The following is a 16,353-nucleotide window of genomic DNA, read 5'->3' as shown; positions in this document are numbered from 1 at the left end:
TGTTTATAGTGTTACGAAAAAGATTAATATAAATAATCTTTATTTACATAACCATATTTGCAGAGTTTCTGGGAGTAAATATACCAGTACTGTGCATCAGTTGTATCCACAAGCTGAACTGTATCGCCGGAATATAACTGTCCGATCTCGTTGGAAGAGTCGTAAGCCTTCGCAGAGCGCAGAGCCAGATAACCGGTAGCAACACTGACTGTTCTGGTGGCATATGTGGTTGTTCCGCCAATCAGATAATCTTTATTTACATATCCGTTTTTTCCTAACTTCTGAGAGTAAACGTACCAGTACTGGGAATCGCTGGTGTCGATAAGCTGAACTGTATCGCCGGAATACAGCTGTCCGATCTCATTGGAGGAATCATAAGCTTTTGCGGAACGCAGAGCCAGATAACCCTTGGCAACACTGACAGTCCTTGAATCTCCGGAAGAACTCTGTGCACTGGCAGCAGTATCGCCACTGTAATATAAGTAATCTTTATTTACATAGCCGGATAAGTTCAGTTTCGGAGAATAGACATACCAGTACTGAGGATCACTGCTGTCAGAAACTGTTACTGTATCACCGGAGTATAACTGTCCGATCTCGTTGGAAGAGTCATAAGCCTTTGCAGAACGCAGAGCCAGATAACCTTTGGCAACACTGACAGTATAAGAACCGGACGAACTTGTCGGCTGTGATGAGAGGAAATACAGGTAATCGTTATTTACGTATCCGGATAAGTTCAGTTTTGGAGAATAGACGTACCAGTAATCACTGGTGGTATATTCTGTAACTTCAACAGTATCACCGGAATACAGCTCGCCGATCTCGTTGGAGGAATCATAAGCCATGGCAGAGCGCAGAGCCAGATACCCTTTACTTACACCTACCTGATAAGTGTCAGATGCCATAACGATCTGTGAGCTGCAGGGTACAGATACAGCAGCAATCGTAGCTGCAAGAATCATGGGAATTGCAATATTTTTTCTTTTTTTCATAGTGAACCCCTCCTTTGGGTTATTATGTACTCTGAGAGTACATTATTTAATTATAGTAATCGTAAATCGTTCTGCTTAAGGTAGCGATCGTATTCTGTGCGGAACCGGCGCTTGAGAGATTCTGGGACATAAATACGATTACTACGTCATTTTTGGAATCATAGATGATTCCGGCATCATTTTCCACGTTGTCAAGTTCTCCGGTTTTATTTGCGGTTTTGACTCCTTCCGGAAGCTGTGCGGGAATTTTGTTACAGCGTGTCTGTGCCTTGAGCAGATTAAACATATCAGTGGCATGGGTGTAGCCGGATGTATCCTGTTTATAAATCTCCTGCAGGAGATGACCACAGTCTCCTACAGATGTGTAGTTATCATCATTCTCATTGCTGGCAAGGAGCATACGTCCCATGTGAGTCTGGTCATAGCCATGTGCCTGGCAGAAACTGTTGACAGCCTGCATACCTGCTGCGGAATCACCGCCGCCAAGATAAGTTGTCAGGGTATTGGCTGCATCGTTATCGCTGACTGTGATCATGGAGTACAGATTGGAGTCTACAGAATCCCTGCCGTATTGTCCGGTTATCTGATCATAATTCTCGTAGACAGCTCCCATGATATAGAGCTTGATCAGGCTTGCAGCCTGCATTTTCTGATCATTAAGACTGCCCTCGGTTCCATTTACAAGATCGGATATGAAAACAGCCCAGGTTCCGTTTTCAGCAGGAAGCTGACTCTGAACCTGTTTTAAAATTGTCTCCAGTTTCTCATCTGTGACCGGTTCTGAAGATGTGCCTGCCCCGGAACCGTTAAAGACGCTTTCAGAACTCTCTGAAGATGAAGAAGGGGAAAGCATTCCCTGACCTTCTACGGATGTTCCCGCGGCCTCTGCATTTTCAGCAGCATGACTGCTGTATGCAGGAGTAACAAGAAGGCTGAGCGATAGCAGAGGTATTAATAATTTTTTTGAAAACATTGTGTTCACCACCTGTTAAATATTTACTGTAAAACATTCGGAATCTGTTGATCTGTTATATAAATCGTATTTCTTCATGTTTAGATAAATCAGGTTTAAAAGTCTTATTGTGCAGGCACAAATGATTTTTAAAATCTGATATCTGTATGTACAAAAATTATACAGTGTTTAGAGTTGTGTTACAAGTGTATTTACGGTTGATTTTAAAATTTATTATATGGCTGCCGGTTACTGTTGGCACAATACTTGAGATGCGTTCATACAATTTGTAGGAATGCGGGCGTGAAAAATCCGCATATCTGATTATATATTTTGGATTGTATAAATGCTACAATAAAATCATCAGAAACGAGATAAAGAACGACAAATTAAACAAACAAATGTGGGAATGTGGGGGCATTTTCATATTGCATGAGGAGGTAGATTATATGTTAACACCGAAACAGAATATGCTGGAAGTTATAAAAGGCGGAAATCCTGACAGATTTGTTAATCAGTATGAAGCAGTACAGCTTCTTTTTCATCCGTTTATGTTTACAAACCCGCTGCTTCAGCCGGGTCAGGAAAATGTAGTGAATGCATGGGGGGTAACCAATACTTTCCCGAAAGGAGTTCCGGGTTCTTTTCCTGTACATACTCCTGACAAGATCGTGGTAAAGGATATTGAAGACTGGAAAGACTATGTACATGCACCGTCTTTGAAATTTACCCAGGATCAGTGGGATATGGTGAAGGCTCAGTATGATGCAGTTGACGGAGAACAGGCATTTAAAGCAGCTTTCGTTGCACCGGGATTATTTGAGCAGACTCATCATCTGTGTGAGATCAGTAATGCGTTGGTTTATTATATTACTAATCCGGATGAAATGCATGATCTGATCAAATATCTGACAGAGTGGGAACTGGAACTTGCTGAAGGTATCTGTTCCAACCTTCATCCTGATGCATTATTCCATCATGATGACTGGGGTGGACTGGACAGTACATTTATGAGTCCTGCAATGTTTGATGAATTTTTACTTGAGCCATATAAAGAAATTTACGGATATTATCACAGTCATGGCGTTGAGCTGGTTATCCATCATTCTGACAGTTACGCAGCAACACTGGTTCCTTCTATGATTGAGATGGGGATCGATGTATGGCAGGGATGTATGGAAACCAATAATCTTCCGGAACTGATCAGGAAATATGGCGGAAAGATCAGCTTCATGGGCGGTATCGAAAATCGTGCAGTTGATTTTGAGGGCTGGACAGATGAGAATTGTGATGCAGTGGTACGTCGTGTCTGCGAAGAATGTGGAAACAAATACTTTATTCCATGTATCGCTCAGGGTGGCCCTGGTTCTGTTTATCCGGGTGTTTATAAATCTCTCTGTGATTCCATTGACAAGCTGAATGAAGAGAAATTTGGCATTAAGGCATCTGAATCTACAAGGCTTCCATGGCAGATTATGTTCTAATCTCAGGTGTTGCAGAGGATGATGCTATGGAGGTGTTTGAAAATGATTATTATTGGTGAGAAAATTAATGGTTCTATCCCGATCGTTGCAGAAGCGATCGCGAAAAGAGACTCTGAATTTATTAAAGCAAGAGCAAAGCTTCAGGCGGAAAGCGGAGCTACTTATATTGACTGTTGCGCTTCTGTTCCGGAAGCGGAAGAAGTGGAAACATTGAAATGGATGATCGTCTGTATCCAGGAGGTTACAGATCTTCCGATCTCAATTGACAGCCCGAGTCCGGATGTTCTGGCACAGGCTTATAAGTTCTGTAAGAAACCTGGAATTTTTAACTCTGTATCAGGAGAGGGACATAAGATTGATACGATTTTCCCGATCATGGCTGAGCCGGGAAATGAGGGATGGCAGGTAATTGCGCTGCTGAGTGACAATACAGGTATTCCGAAATGTGCAGCAGACCGTCTGAAAGTTTTTGACAAGATCATGGCGAAAGCGAAAGAGTACGGAATTGCTCCGGACAGGATTCACATTGATCCGCTGGTTGAGATGCTTTGTACTTCTGAGGATGGTATTGCAACGAATATTGAGACGATTACAAGTGTACGTGAGCAGTATCCGACCATTCATATTACGGCAGCAATCAGTAATATTTCCTTTAATCTGCCGGTTCGTAAGCTGATTAATTACGGGTTCCTGGTACTGGCAATGAATGCAGGACTGGACAGTGGAATTATGGATCCGACAAATAAGGATATGCTTGGACTAGTTTATGCAACAGAAGCATTACTTGGTCTGGATGATTATTGTATGGAATATATAGGGGCTTACAGAGAAGGCTTAATTGGTACAACAAAGAAGAAGTAGGTTGAATCTGCAGAAACTGTGTAAATGAATTAAGTGGTTGGAATCTGAAATTGAGAAATAACAGGAGGATTTGATTATGTCTAAGATAAATGAAGTTGCGGAATTAGTTGAAAAAGGGAAAGCGAAATTAGTAGGACCGGCTGTACAGGAAGCCATTGATGAGGGTGATGATCCGGTTGCGATTCTGAATGATGGTATGATCAGTGCGATGTCTGTAGTTGGTGAGAAATTCAAAAATGGTGAGATCTTTGTTCCGGAGATGCTGGTTGCAGCTCGTGCTATGAAGAAAGGTGTTGAGGTTCTGAAACCGCATCTGGCATCTGGTTCTACAGGTGCACTTGGTAAGGTTATCATTGCTACGGTTTCCGGTGACCTTCATGATATTGGTAAGAATCTGGTTGCCATGATGATCGAGAGTGCCGGATTTGAGGTGATCGATCTTGGAGTCGATGTTCCGGCGGCTAAGATTATTGAGTGCTATAAAGAGAATCCGGATGTTAAGATCATTGCTCTTTCTGCGCTGCTGACTACTACTATGCCGGCTCTGAAGGAGACTGTTGAGGCGTTGAATGCGGCGGATTTCAGAGGTAATATTAAGGTTATGGTTGGCGGAGCGCCGATTACAGAGGCTTTTGCTGAGGAAATTGGTGCTGACGGATATTCTGATGATGCGGCTAGTGCGGCTTCACTGGCTAAGAAGTTGGCGGCTTGATCTGATTGCTTGTGCGGGTTTAGTATAACATGAAAATATTATGAGGGGACTGCTCTGGGGAGTGGTCCTTTCGTGTATTTTGGGATTTTTTTGGAGTATGTTATAATGGGAAAAGGGACGCTCAGAAAAATATTTTATTTCATGTGCGGTTTCGGGGTCTAAGATATTCTAATCTCTCAGAAATCTGCTAAAGGCATGAGCAGCCTTCTCAAACTCGCTCCGTTGCAAACTTCGCTCAGACAGTGATACAGTCTGCTCATAACGCAGATTTCTGAGAGCTAAGAATATCTAAGACCCCTGCAAATGCACATGAAATAAAATATTTTTCTGAGCTGGCTGTTGTGATGTTTGGATTGGATATGTGGGAGGTTTTTATGGCTTGGATTAAGTTTGTGCGTGAAGGGATTGAGATAGAAGTGAATGCCGGGATGTCTGTGTTGGAAGCTGAGATTCGGGCGGGTTTGAGGCCGGATGCGCCTTGTGGCGGGCTGGGAAAATGTGGGAAGTGTCTGGTTAAGATTGATGGTGAAGTTGTTAAGGCGTGTCAGGTGCGGATTGGTGAAGGTGAGACTTGTGTAGTGGAGACATTGGACAGGGCTGGCAATGAAAAGATTTTGACGGATGGATTTAACAGAGAAGTTGTGTTTGAACCGGGACTACGGATGGCTCAGGTTGAGCTGGAGAAGGCGAAAACAGGGGAGAAGCGGTCGGACTGGCAGAGGCTGCTGGATACGCTGGCGGAGACAGATGGTGAGGTTGAGCCGGGGCAGATGGAGGTGGATCTGAAGCTGGCGGGTGAATTGTATGGGATGCGCAGGGATTCTGATGAATGGTATGTGATTTACAGTAGACGGCGGATTCTGGAAATGAGGAAGGAAGCTGGTCGGAGGTGTCTGGCAGCGTTTGATATTGGGACGACTACCATTGCGGGGTATTTGCTGGATGGTGCGGATGGGAGGACTCTGGCAGTTGAGAGCAGGATGAATCCGCAGGCGCAGTATGGTGCGGATGTGATCATGCGGGCGAATTATGCGCTGGAGCATGGAACAGAAGCGTTAAGTATGTGTGTTCGGAAAGCGGTTAATGAGATGTTGGGAAGTCTGGCAGAGGATGCAGGGATAAGGAGAGAGGATGTTTTTCAGGTGTGTGTTGTGGGAAATACTTGTATGCATCATCTGTTTCTGGGGATTTCTCCGGCTTCGCTGGTACATGCGCCCTATACTCCGGCTGTGAGTGAGAGGCTGGTGCTGAATGCGGGGGATTATGGTCTGGCTGTGCAGGAGCGTGCAGAGTTGCTCATGCTTTCGGATATTGCAGGATATGTGGGAGCGGATACCTGTGGATGTCTGCTGGCTATCAGGCAGGATCAGCAGGAAGAGATTTCTCTGATGATCGATATTGGAACGAATGGTGAGATGGTTCTGGGAAACAGGGAGCGGATGGTGACCTGTTCTACTGCGGCCGGGCCTGCTTTTGAGGGTGCGAAGATTGAGTGTGGAATGCGTGGCGCGGCCGGGGCTGTGGATCATGTGAAGTATGAGGATGGGAAGTGGAACTATACAACTGTTGGGAATAAGCCGGCGGTTGGTTTGTGTGGTTCGGGATTGATCGATCTGGTGGCGGGTCTTCTGGATGCTGGAATGCTGGATGAGAATGGTGTGCTGAGAAGCGGACAGGAGAAGCAAGGTGTGTTTATTCTGGTACCGCCAGAGCGGGGCGGTAATGAGAGAGGAGTTTATCTGACGCAGAAGGATCTCGGAGAGGTTCAGCTTGCGAAAGCTGCGATTGCAGCGGGAATTCAGATGCTTATGGAGCGGATTGGGATTACAGAAGATGATATCTGTTCGGTATATATTGCAGGTGCTTTTGGCAACTATATGGATCCGGTCAGTGCCGGGAAAATTGGCTTGCTTCCGGCGACGCTTGTGAAGAAAGTGAAACCAGTGGGAAACGCTGCTGGTGAGGGTGCGAAGATCGCACTTGTGAATGAGAAGGAAATGCTGGAGATGGATGAGCTGGTGAGAAAGATTGAATTCGTTGAGCTGGCTGCTTCGGCTGATTTTCAGGATCATTTTATTGATGAACTGGGATTTGAGACAGGTGAATGATTTTATCCGCCTGATTGAATTATTGAGAAGTGCAGATTTCTTCTGATAAACTGCGGAGCAGTTATTCGGTGCAGAACTGAGGCGCAAAGAGGATAATTTTATCTGCCTGATGAGGTTGCTATAGATTATACAAGAGAGTAAGGGGTTAGATTATGGATATAAAAAAAATAGAGCAAATGGGAATGGAGCAGGGGTTTTCGCATGTGGTGTTGCTGGATTGTGATACGATTGAGCTGAAGCCGGAGGTTCGACAGATGTGTGCAGCGGATACCTGTCATAAGTATGATAAGTGCTGGAGCTGTCCTCCGGGATGTGGCTCTCTTGAGGAATGTGAAGCGAAAGTCCGGCAGTATAAGTATGGGATTATTGTTCAGACAGTTGGTGAATTGGAGGATGTTTTTGATGGCGAGGGAATGATGGAAACGGAAGCCAGACATAAGGAGTATTTTGTGGAATTTGAGAAGAAACTTCGGGAGATTTATCCGGATATGCTGGCGATTGGTGCGGGATGCTGTACGAAATGTAAGGTCTGTACTTATCCGGATGCTCCATGCAGGTTTCCGAAACAGGCTTTCTCATCGATGGAGGCTTACGGGATGCTGGTAACACAGGTCTGCCAGGCCAATGAGCTACAGTATTATTATGGGGATTGTACGATTGCTTATACGAGCTGTTACCTTCTGGAATAACATTTTAGCCGAATCAGGTAAGTCCCCTGCGGAGCAGTTATTTGGTGTAGCGAAGCGGATTACGAATATCTGCTTGATTTAAATCAAGTAAATTCTCTGGTTACTGTTCACTGGTAATATCCCGCGAGGTGTTTTTTGTGAGCGAAGGTCACAGAAAACCCGAGATATACCGCGCGAATTTATGCGATTAGCATAAATTAAGTTTGCGAAGCAAACGATACTCCTTGGGCATTGCACAAGGAGGTTCATATTTCCTGCATCGCGAAGCGTGTTACTGAGAACGGAGTGAACAGTAACATTCTCTGTGGAGGTTGCGGAAGGGGAAGTCAGTTTTCGTTGTAAATAACAGTGAGCTATGATAAAATACAGATATTGAAAGCGCAGAGCGTGTTTGAAAAAACAAAAAATCCTTCGCCGCAAGGCGGGGGATTTTTGGCAGAAGGTATTAAGGGTGGCTTGAGGATATGACAGTACTGGAACAGTTAAGAAAAACAATTGAAGACGGACATCCGGGGGAGACAGAGAAGCTGGTGAGGGAGGCATTGAAGCAGCATATTCCTGCAGGGCGGATTGTGGAAGAGGCCATGACTCCGGCTATGCGAACAGTGGGGGAGAATTACAAATCCAATGGTGCGGATATTATTAAAATTCTGGCAGCAGCCCGAAGTGTGCGCAAGGGTTTTGAATTGTTGGAGGAACAGGACTCGCAGTTTGGCAGGAGGAATATCGGAACTGTGATCCTTGGAACGGTGGAAGGTGATCTGCATGATGTAGGTAAGAATCTGGTTGCGATCATGTTTCGTAGTGCCGGATTTAAGGTGATCGATCTGGGAGTGGATATTTCTGAGAAGCAGTTTCTGCGTGCAGTGAAGCAGAATCCTGATGTGTCGATCGTGTGTATCTCCTCGCTTTTGAGTACTTCAATCCCGGAGATGGAGCAGGTGGTGAAGTCTCTGAAACGAAGCAGTAGTAAGCATAAATTTAAGATTATGGTTGGTGGAGGTGCAGTAACGGAGCAGCTGGCGAAGAATATGGGAGCAGATGCCTATACAGAGAACTGTATTGAGGCTGTGGAAGTTGCGAAGACGTTTATTGTGTGAGAACCGGGCTGACAGGTACGTATAAGAAAGACATAATGTGAGTTAAATTGCTATAGAATTGACTGGTAAAATAGGTGCTTCAATTATGTGACAGGAGGATTGTAGACTTGCAGCTGTCATCAGTTTATTTATATGAAAAAATAAAAGAGAAATATGAAATTACGGAAAGGGGAACTTTATCCGGTTCAGACGGATATCTGCGCCCCTTTTTGTGTTATGAAAAAAAAGAAACATTTCGACATGGGCATGTTTATGTGGTACAGAGATATGACAAAGAGTGGGAATCGGCAGTTCTGACTGCTGAAAATATACTCTGGGTATTTTGTGGGAGAGAGGAAATTGATGCTGCATCAGAAGAGCTTCAGCAGATTCCGTATATTCATATTGCACTTGATAGTCTGGAAGAAATAGCAGAATTTATGAATGATGTGCAGGAGATTTTTGATGCGGCTGATGAATGGGAACGGAAGCTCCATAATTTGATGTTAGAACACGCCGGAATGGACAGGCTTTTGCAGGTGACATCGGAATTTCTGCAGAATCCGATGACTGTAACAGGACTGGATTTTACCTTCGTGGCGGAAGCGGGAAGCGAGTATCTGCCGCCGAGGGCGCGGCTGTATACAGATGACGGGTTGAATATGGAATATGTAAATGCGCTTCTGCAGAATGAGACTTATCGAGATATGGCAGATACGCATGAATATGTGATGTTTCCGGCTTACATCAGTGGATGTCGTTCGATGAACAGAAATCTGTTTGTGGATGGGAAAGCAACTCACAGGCTGGTTTTGACTGAGTGCAGATCAGAGATTACACTGAGAGTTATCTGTGTACTGGATATTCTGGTGGAGAAACTGGAGTATTTGCTTGCGCATGAAGCGGAGGAAGAGGATCCGGACAGGGATATGGAGCAGATTTTTGTCAGGATTTTGTCGGACAGAACTGCGGATTATATGCAGGTGAGTAGAGAACTGAGTGAACTGGGATGGAGTGGAAATCATGAATATATGTGCCTGATCCTGCAGATTACCTATCTGAATCAGCAGAATCTTTCCACAAAGGCAATCTGCCGATATATTAAGAAGAAATTTGAGGATTCTGTGAGTTTTCTTTATCAGGATGAAATTGTGGCGTTTTTTGACCTTACCAGACTTGGAAAAAGTCAGGAGGAAGTAGCCGGAAAACTGGTTTATTTTATCAGGGATACTTATCTGAAAGCCGGATACAGCAGGGTGATGACAGGACATATGAGTCTGAGACGGCAGTATGTGCAGGCGAAGACGGCTCTGGATGTAGGAAGCCGTAAGAAGCCTTATCTGTGGATTCATTATTTCGGTCAGGTGGCATTGACTTATATTCTGGAACAGGCAACAAGAAGACTGCCGGGAACAATGATCTGTCATGAAGGGCTGCTGGAATTGAAGAAGCATGATGAGGAGAATCAGACTCAGTATATGGAGACATTGAGAGTGTATCTGGAGCAGCATCTCAGTGCAACTCAGGCGGCAAGGGAATTGTTTATCCACCGCAGTACGTTTCTTTACAGGCTGGACAGGATTAAGGAAATCCTGCAGTCTGAGCTGGATGATCCGGAGGAAATTTTTTATCTGGAATTGTCATTCAGGCTGCTGGAGCAGGAGCGAGAAAAGGAATAGAGACAGCAGAATAGTGTGTATGCAAAATATAATACAGTAAAAAGGACTGGCACATTGGCGAAAAACGTCAGGGTCAAAAGGTCGTTCGTGTTTGAAAAATCATTCCAACAAATTGTGACGCACATCTTGTGTAAAGCATTTTTCGAACATACTGGACGGTTACGGATTATTCCGCATTCTCTTCCGGTAACTGTGAAGTACAGTGTGGACAGCGTGTTGCTTTGATGTCAATTTCACTCATACAGAATGGACATTTCTTAGTTGTCGGAGCGGCAGGTTCTTCTTTTTTTGCACCGAGGGAGGTGACTTTGTTTACGGCTTTGAGCAGGCAGAAGAGGATGAAGGCCATAATGATGAAGTTTACTACGGATGCGATGAATGAGGATGCGAATCCGGATACATCCTGAAGTGTGTATGTAGCTCCACCTGTGAGTACGTTAAGAATCGGATTGATGAAGTTGTCGGTCAGAGAGGTTACGATTCCGGAAAAAGCACCTCCGATAATAACACCGACTGCCATGTCCATGACATTGCCACGCAGGGCAAATGCTTTGAATTCTTCCATGAATTTTTTCATTGGAATTTCCTCCTTAAAAGGTGTGATACTATTATGATAACGTAGATGACTGGAATGGTCAATTATTTATAGAGGTTAGTAAAACCTAAAAAAGCATTGTAACAATGCGGATGAGATATTGTTACAATGCTTTTGGATGTACTATTCTTATGAAATCAGAATTTATTTTTCTCTCGTCTTTTAGCAGCTTCTTTGTATACTGCTTCATCTGTTCGTGCTGAGATGACGATTATTTTCATAATGTCATCTACATATTCCAATTTGTAAACTACTCGGATACCTAAATCCCGGAATTTTATTTTTAAAAGATTTGTAAGATTGATTCCGTTTTTATTTCCGAGAGGTTTTCCATATCCTCCTTTATCTGTGGGAAGAGGATTTTTTCTGACTTTTTCAATTCCTTTTACAACTTGGAGCTGTACGGAATGATCCAGTTTTTTCAGATCCTTTTTAGCTTCTTCGAGAAATTCTATATTCCATGTCATTCGATAGCAACATCCTCCGTTTCTTCTAATTCTTTTTCGGTTATTCCAAGTTCATCTAAAACAGAGGATAATGGAACTGTCGGTTTTGAACCGTTTTCTTCGAGTCGTTTGTTGGCTTCCAGCAATAAGAAATAATCTTCTTCTATCTCTGTGAGTCTGGTGTATTCTTCGGGAGACAGGATGATTGCTGATGGTTGATTATTCTTTAGTACGATTAATTCTTTTTCGGAACGTAAACGGTCAAATATTTTTGAAGCCTGGCCTTTGTTGAATTGTGAAATTGGAACCAGACATTGTAAAATATTTGTTGCAATTGCCATAAGAACACCTCCTGCTTTTTTCTTTTATTATATTCATAATGCAAATAAATATCAATAATTGCATTAAAATTTATATATAAATTTTATATCTAATTTTCGATTATCCGCATAAACACTATACTTTCAAGTATTTTGAAGTATAGAAAAAACTCATTTTACCACGAATTTACCACGATTGAATGAGCCTTGATATGACCTATAAAATAACACCCAAAAGACATCATTACACCTAAATGGTGTCTTTTTAAAAAGCAGTCAATCCTAAGACTAACTGCTTTGTGTGTATGGATATGAAATTGTCAAACTGGGATTTGTCTTACAACAATTTATATATGCATAAAAAGCAATATATTTATGAAAACACCCTAAATCCAAAATCTACTCAATTCATTTTTCCTTACATAAAATGTTCTCGTATATTTCACTTCCTCACCAAGTGTTTCCCCTATCAAAACTTCAAAATCATTGATATCAAATTCTGGAAAGAATGTATCTCCATCTTCAATATTTAAATCTACTTCTGTGATATACATTTTATCTACTATTTGCAAAGCTTCCTTAAATAGTCCATATCCACCAGATATGTATACATCTCGTCCTTTAGCCAATAATAATGCATCTTCTAATGATTTAACTGAAACTAAATTATCTCCTTGATACTCTGTTGTGGTGGAAACAACAATATTCATTCTATTAGGCAACGGATGACCGATTTCTTCATAAGACTTTCGCCCCATAATAACCACATTACCCGTTGTTAACTCTCTAAATTGCTTTTGTTCTCCCTTTATTTTCCATGGTATATTACCATTCTTGCCTATAACATTATTCTTTGACCTCGCAACAATCAAACCTATCATCTATTTCATCCTCCATAATATGATGTCGTACCTGTGATTCCATCAAGTGCACCACATCTTAACAAACTCAAAATTATCTCGAACTAACTTGACTCGACAAATTCTAGTTTGTCCGTTTCTTCATATCCACATTATATCATTTTCATATCTGCACCACAATAAAATTTTATGCACCGATAATCTTAGTGAACAGCTCTAACAAACACCATTTCATCACTCCAATCTGAAATTTAGGTATGAAAAAAGCAGTCAATCCTAAGACTAACTGCTTTGTGTATAGAGATATGAAATTGTGAAATAGAATTTGCCTATTTCAAATCAAAAAGAGAATTTTCATAGTCCTTTACATAGTATCGTATATTTTTACGCCCCTTTTGAATAATGGTATGTCCCTCTGCTTCTAATTTTTCTTTCTGTGCTTCAATACCATTTGGATATTTAGCATTTAATTCTCCGTTTGCTTTTAATGTTCTCCAATAGGGTGTTTCATCTTCGGAACGCTGATAACTCGCCCACGCTACAATAGAAACAAATATACCCGCTGTAATCGGCTCTGTAAAATCTGCACCACTCAATTTTGCAAAGTGTTCTCGTATTTTTCCAACCGTAATCACTTTACCATACGGAACTTTTTTCATTACTTTGTCATAGTCAATCGGGGAGCAAAATACATTTTGTTTCCACCATATTTCTCAATACTTTTCTGGTCTATGATAATTTGAAATTTTGGCATATCCTTACTATCATGCAACATAGCATTAAAATCTTTTTTATCTTCATTTGCCATTTGTGCCACCTCCTACTTTAAGGATAGTCTGTTTCTTATTTCCATGCAATGAGGCTGTTTGAAAATTATTAACACTTTCAAATTTGTCGCTTTCTTCATATCCATATTATAACAGTTCCATATATCCGCCACAATAAAAATCAGCATACCCTTAGCATTTATGGAACAAAAATGCACACTTTTTCTTTCTTCCTCTTGATTACCCCACAACAGAAAAGAAAAAGCCCTGTCAAGAGCCTTGCCACCATTGGTGGTGCTTTGCACTCTTTACTGGGCTTTTTGTTTGCTGTATCTTCCATGCAAGAGGAAATTAAAGACCTCTGTTCCATTTCGCCTTTAGATAATCTTCATAGTCTGCTTCATTGAAGTCTACTTGTGGAGAAGTGTCGGGAATGTTGTTTCTGTTGTCTATATCCGCAAGCTGACGAAATATCCAATCATCATAAGGGTCATGGTATTTATACTCTTTGGGCTGTTCTCTGTATCGGTCTAACCCTCGCATTTCCTTATGCACTTTTATCATGCGTTCCAGTTTTTGACGCTGTATCAACTGCTTGATTTCCATAAGTTCTTCCAACTCCGTAACCTCATTGGTAATGTAGTTATGGATATACTGTATGAGTTTATATGCCTTGTAAAATGTGCATTCTTTTTCATCATCGAAAAATTCATTTTCAGACAGGTAATCTAAGGAAACATTGAAGTCTTGTTCCCGTTTGATAATATCCATGATATAGGGCTCGGTGTGGTCAATATACTTCCATTCTCCCGACAATAATTCATTGGGCGTTACACCCAAGACGTCCATTATCTTCTCTAACGTATCAAAGGTAGGATAATTCACGCCACGTTCAATCTTGGAAAGGCTCTGCATATTGATACCGATTTTGTCCGCAAGTTCCTGTTGTTTCATTCCTCTGTGTTTTCTTATGGTCTGTATGTTTTCTCCTAAGAAACTGATTTTCTTTTCATAATGCTCCATAACTTAGTATAACCGCTCCTTTCGTTGCTTTTCTTGGTATTTATAAGCATATCATACTTAATCTATATCTAAAAGTCAACAAAAACTTCTTGACAAGTAATTCTAATGGAGTTATTATCGTATTAGACAGAGTGATTAAGCACGCTAGGGTCAATCACACGCTTGAGTAAGCATATAAAATATATATTTTCACTTTGATAGCATGAATAAGCATGGACTATCAGACCGAAAATAAGGTTTCTGACTGGGGCTGTTCCGTTTAGCCACGAGCCTTACAAGGCTCGTGAGCGTTAAGAACGGGGCAGACACAGGAAGAAAGGGAACGCCTTTAGGCGTTCGTAAAGGGCGTATATGTAACACCGCCCTGCGTATACATGTCATAGTACCTAGAAACTGTGATAAATAAAGGAAAAAACACAATTTTTACCCCGCAAAAAACGGGGCATACGAAAGGAGCAATGCACTATAACTACACACAAAAATTTATCCGTTAAGATTGATTACATCAGCATTGTATTTGATACCGCAACCGCTGAAGATGTAATCATGCACATTTTAGATTTACCGACTGATATTTTCAATGTGTATCCAAGCAACGATAAAATTCAAGACTTATCAAGCACGTCGGCAGATTGGAGATATTTATGTATCGGGGGACGCAAGAAAGACAGAGGACAACCCACAGGGGCTAGGCTGTTATCTTGTTATGACTGGCAGAGGTTGTGATGATATTTTCCGTATTCTCGACAGTAGGAATTATACCTTTGGAGATATGTTCCGACGTTGTGAGCGAAGATACGGACGGGATAACTTCCATTTCACAAGACTTGATATTGCCATTGATGATAAGAACGAAAAGCCATTCTTTACCATAGAGCAGATAAAGAAAAAATGCGAAAAAGAGGAATTTATCTCGAATAGTGAGGGCTACCACTTCGACGAAAGCAAGTTTGACGATTTCGATACCGCAAAAACCGTTTATATCGGTCTTTGGAAAATCGGGATTGTCCTACCGCTTTTATGATAAGGATAAGGAAGTCTGTTCAAAACATGATAAGACGCTTGATGAAGTCGGCAGTTGGAAACGGACAGAAATGCAACTGCGTGATGATAAGGCTCATGTTTTTGCCATGACATTCAAAGACAGACCACTTGAACTTGGGGAACTGGCTTTCGGGCTATTGGCAAACAACCTACGCTTTGTCGTGCCAAACAGAAATGAAAGCAATAAGAGCAGATGGAAAACGTGTCGGTTTTGGGAACGCTTTTTAGGGGCTGTGGAAGTCTTGAAACTGCAAGTGCCGAAACTACATAATTCCCTTGAGGAAACACAGCAATGGCTTACAGAGGGTGGCGTGATTTCCGCTGTCAAAAGTTTTTACTTCTTAGAAGAACATGACGCATTAGGCGGACTGGAAAAAGTGGGAACTATGCTCGATAAGGCAAGATACAGCACTTCCCTTTCCAGTAAATTAACCGCCCACTTACAGAGGATAGACCGCACCGACCTTATCCCCTATATCCAGTATGACACGAAACATGGGAAAGGGGGCATCTGATGAATAACAACGATATTCCTGTATGGGAAAAATACACCCTTACCATTGAAGAAGCGTCAAAGTATTTCCGTATCGGAGAAAACAAGTTAAGACGCTTGGCAGAGGAAAACAAGGACGTCGGGGTGGCTCATTATGAATGGCAACCGCATACAGATTAAACGCCGACAGTTTGAACAGGTTATTGATAAATTGGACGCAATCTAATGCAAATGAGCCTTGTATGTGTT

Annotated in this window: 14 protein-coding genes and 3 pseudogenes; 9 read left to right on the top strand and 8 right to left on the bottom strand. The window is 42.0% G+C overall.

Annotated elements, in window-relative coordinates; all coding sequences use genetic code 11:
* Window positions 1–23: 23 nt before the first annotated feature.
* Window positions 24–992 (bottom strand): SH3 domain-containing protein, encoded by a 969-nt coding sequence (locus tag NQ550_RS21260; RefSeq protein WP_025578060.1) that lies wholly within the window; start codon window positions 990–992, stop codon window positions 24–26.
* Window positions 993–1,038: 46 nt separating this feature from the next.
* Complete coding sequence (locus tag NQ550_RS21255; protein ID WP_025578062.1) at window positions 1,039–1,965, bottom strand: serine hydrolase; 927 nt, start codon at window positions 1,963–1,965, stop codon at window positions 1,039–1,041.
* A 428-nt stretch (window positions 1,966–2,393) separates the two neighbouring features.
* Between NQ550_RS21255 and NQ550_RS21250 the strand changes: the two genes are divergently transcribed.
* From NQ550_RS21250 to NQ550_RS21220, 7 genes are all read left to right on the top strand, one after another.
* Window positions 2,394–3,428 (top strand): vanillate--corrinoid protein methyltransferase, encoded by a 1,035-nt coding sequence (locus NQ550_RS21250; protein WP_022380455.1) that lies wholly within the window; start codon window positions 2,394–2,396, stop codon window positions 3,426–3,428.
* 42 nt (window positions 3,429–3,470) lie between these two features.
* Window positions 3,471–4,289 carry a methyltetrahydrofolate cobalamin methyltransferase gene (locus tag NQ550_RS21245; protein ID WP_025578064.1) on the top strand — a complete coding sequence of 273 codons (819 nt, stop codon included), beginning with the start codon at window positions 3,471–3,473 and terminating at the stop codon, window positions 4,287–4,289.
* A 76-nt stretch (window positions 4,290–4,365) separates the two neighbouring features.
* Entirely contained in the window at window positions 4,366–5,001 is a 636-nt protein-coding gene (locus tag NQ550_RS21240) for a corrinoid protein (RefSeq protein ID WP_008705414.1), read from the top strand.
* 374 nt (window positions 5,002–5,375) lie between these two features.
* Entirely contained in the window at window positions 5,376–7,109 is a 1,734-nt protein-coding gene (locus NQ550_RS21235) for an ASKHA domain-containing protein (RefSeq protein WP_242833550.1), read from the top strand.
* 152 nt (window positions 7,110–7,261) lie between these two features.
* Window positions 7,262–7,798, top strand: a complete 537-nt coding sequence (locus tag NQ550_RS21230) for a DUF2284 domain-containing protein (protein WP_022381148.1) — start codon at window positions 7,262–7,264, stop codon at window positions 7,796–7,798.
* Window positions 7,799–8,262: 464 nt separating this feature from the next.
* Window positions 8,263–8,898, top strand: coding sequence for a cobalamin B12-binding domain-containing protein (locus NQ550_RS21225; protein WP_025581283.1), 636 nt, complete (start codon window positions 8,263–8,265; stop codon window positions 8,896–8,898).
* A gap of 107 nt (window positions 8,899–9,005) precedes the next feature.
* On the top strand, window positions 9,006–10,556 hold the full coding sequence (locus NQ550_RS21220) for a PucR family transcriptional regulator (RefSeq protein ID WP_025581281.1): 1,551 nt from the start codon (window positions 9,006–9,008) through the stop codon (window positions 10,554–10,556).
* Window positions 10,557–10,722: 166 nt separating this feature from the next.
* Here NQ550_RS21220 and mscL read toward each other — a convergent pair whose 3' ends face one another.
* The 6 genes and pseudogenes from mscL to NQ550_RS21190 all read right to left on the bottom strand — a co-directional run bounded on the left by mscL (window position 10,723) and on the right by NQ550_RS21190 (window position 14,567).
* Window positions 10,723–11,133, bottom strand: coding sequence for a large conductance mechanosensitive channel protein MscL (gene mscL / locus NQ550_RS21215; RefSeq protein ID WP_025581280.1), 411 nt, complete (start codon window positions 11,131–11,133; stop codon window positions 10,723–10,725).
* Between the two features lie 155 nt (window positions 11,134–11,288).
* A complete protein-coding gene (locus tag NQ550_RS21210; RefSeq protein WP_025581278.1) occupies window positions 11,289–11,618 on the bottom strand; it encodes a type II toxin-antitoxin system RelE family toxin in 330 nt (109 codons plus the stop codon).
* Entirely contained in the window at window positions 11,615–11,938 is a 324-nt protein-coding gene (locus NQ550_RS21205) for a type II toxin-antitoxin system Phd/YefM family antitoxin (protein ID WP_025581277.1), read from the bottom strand. Before NQ550_RS21205 ends, NQ550_RS21210 begins: the two co-directional genes overlap by 4 nt.
* 365 nt (window positions 11,939–12,303) lie before the next feature.
* Window positions 12,304–12,798, bottom strand: a complete 495-nt coding sequence (dfrF, locus tag NQ550_RS21200) for a trimethoprim-resistant dihydrofolate reductase DfrF (protein ID WP_002322211.1) — start codon at window positions 12,796–12,798, stop codon at window positions 12,304–12,306.
* 308 nt (window positions 12,799–13,106) lie between these two features.
* Window positions 13,107–13,585: pseudogene (locus NQ550_RS21195) on the bottom strand (MGMT family protein).
* 310 nt (window positions 13,586–13,895) lie between these two features.
* Window positions 13,896–14,567 (bottom strand): helix-turn-helix domain-containing protein, encoded by a 672-nt coding sequence (locus NQ550_RS21190; protein ID WP_002322214.1) that lies wholly within the window; start codon window positions 14,565–14,567, stop codon window positions 13,896–13,898.
* 510 nt (window positions 14,568–15,077) lie between these two features.
* Between NQ550_RS21190 and NQ550_RS21185 the strand changes: the two are divergent.
* Both NQ550_RS21185 and NQ550_RS21180 read left to right on the top strand, forming a co-directional pair.
* Window positions 15,078–16,126: pseudogene (locus NQ550_RS21185) on the top strand (replication initiation factor domain-containing protein).
* A pseudogene (locus NQ550_RS21180) lies at window positions 16,126–16,330 on the top strand (excisionase). The pseudogenes NQ550_RS21185 and NQ550_RS21180 overlap by 1 nt, the downstream one beginning before the upstream one ends.
* The last annotated feature ends 23 nt before the right edge of the window (window positions 16,331–16,353 follow it).

Origin of the sequence: Blautia wexlerae DSM 19850 (genome assembly GCF_025148125.1) — a bacterium.
Taxonomy (GTDB): domain Bacteria; phylum Bacillota; class Clostridia; order Lachnospirales; family Lachnospiraceae; genus Blautia_A; species Blautia_A wexlerae.
Note: the sequence above shows the minus strand (reverse complement) of the source record. Positions and strands in the feature narration are given on the sequence as shown.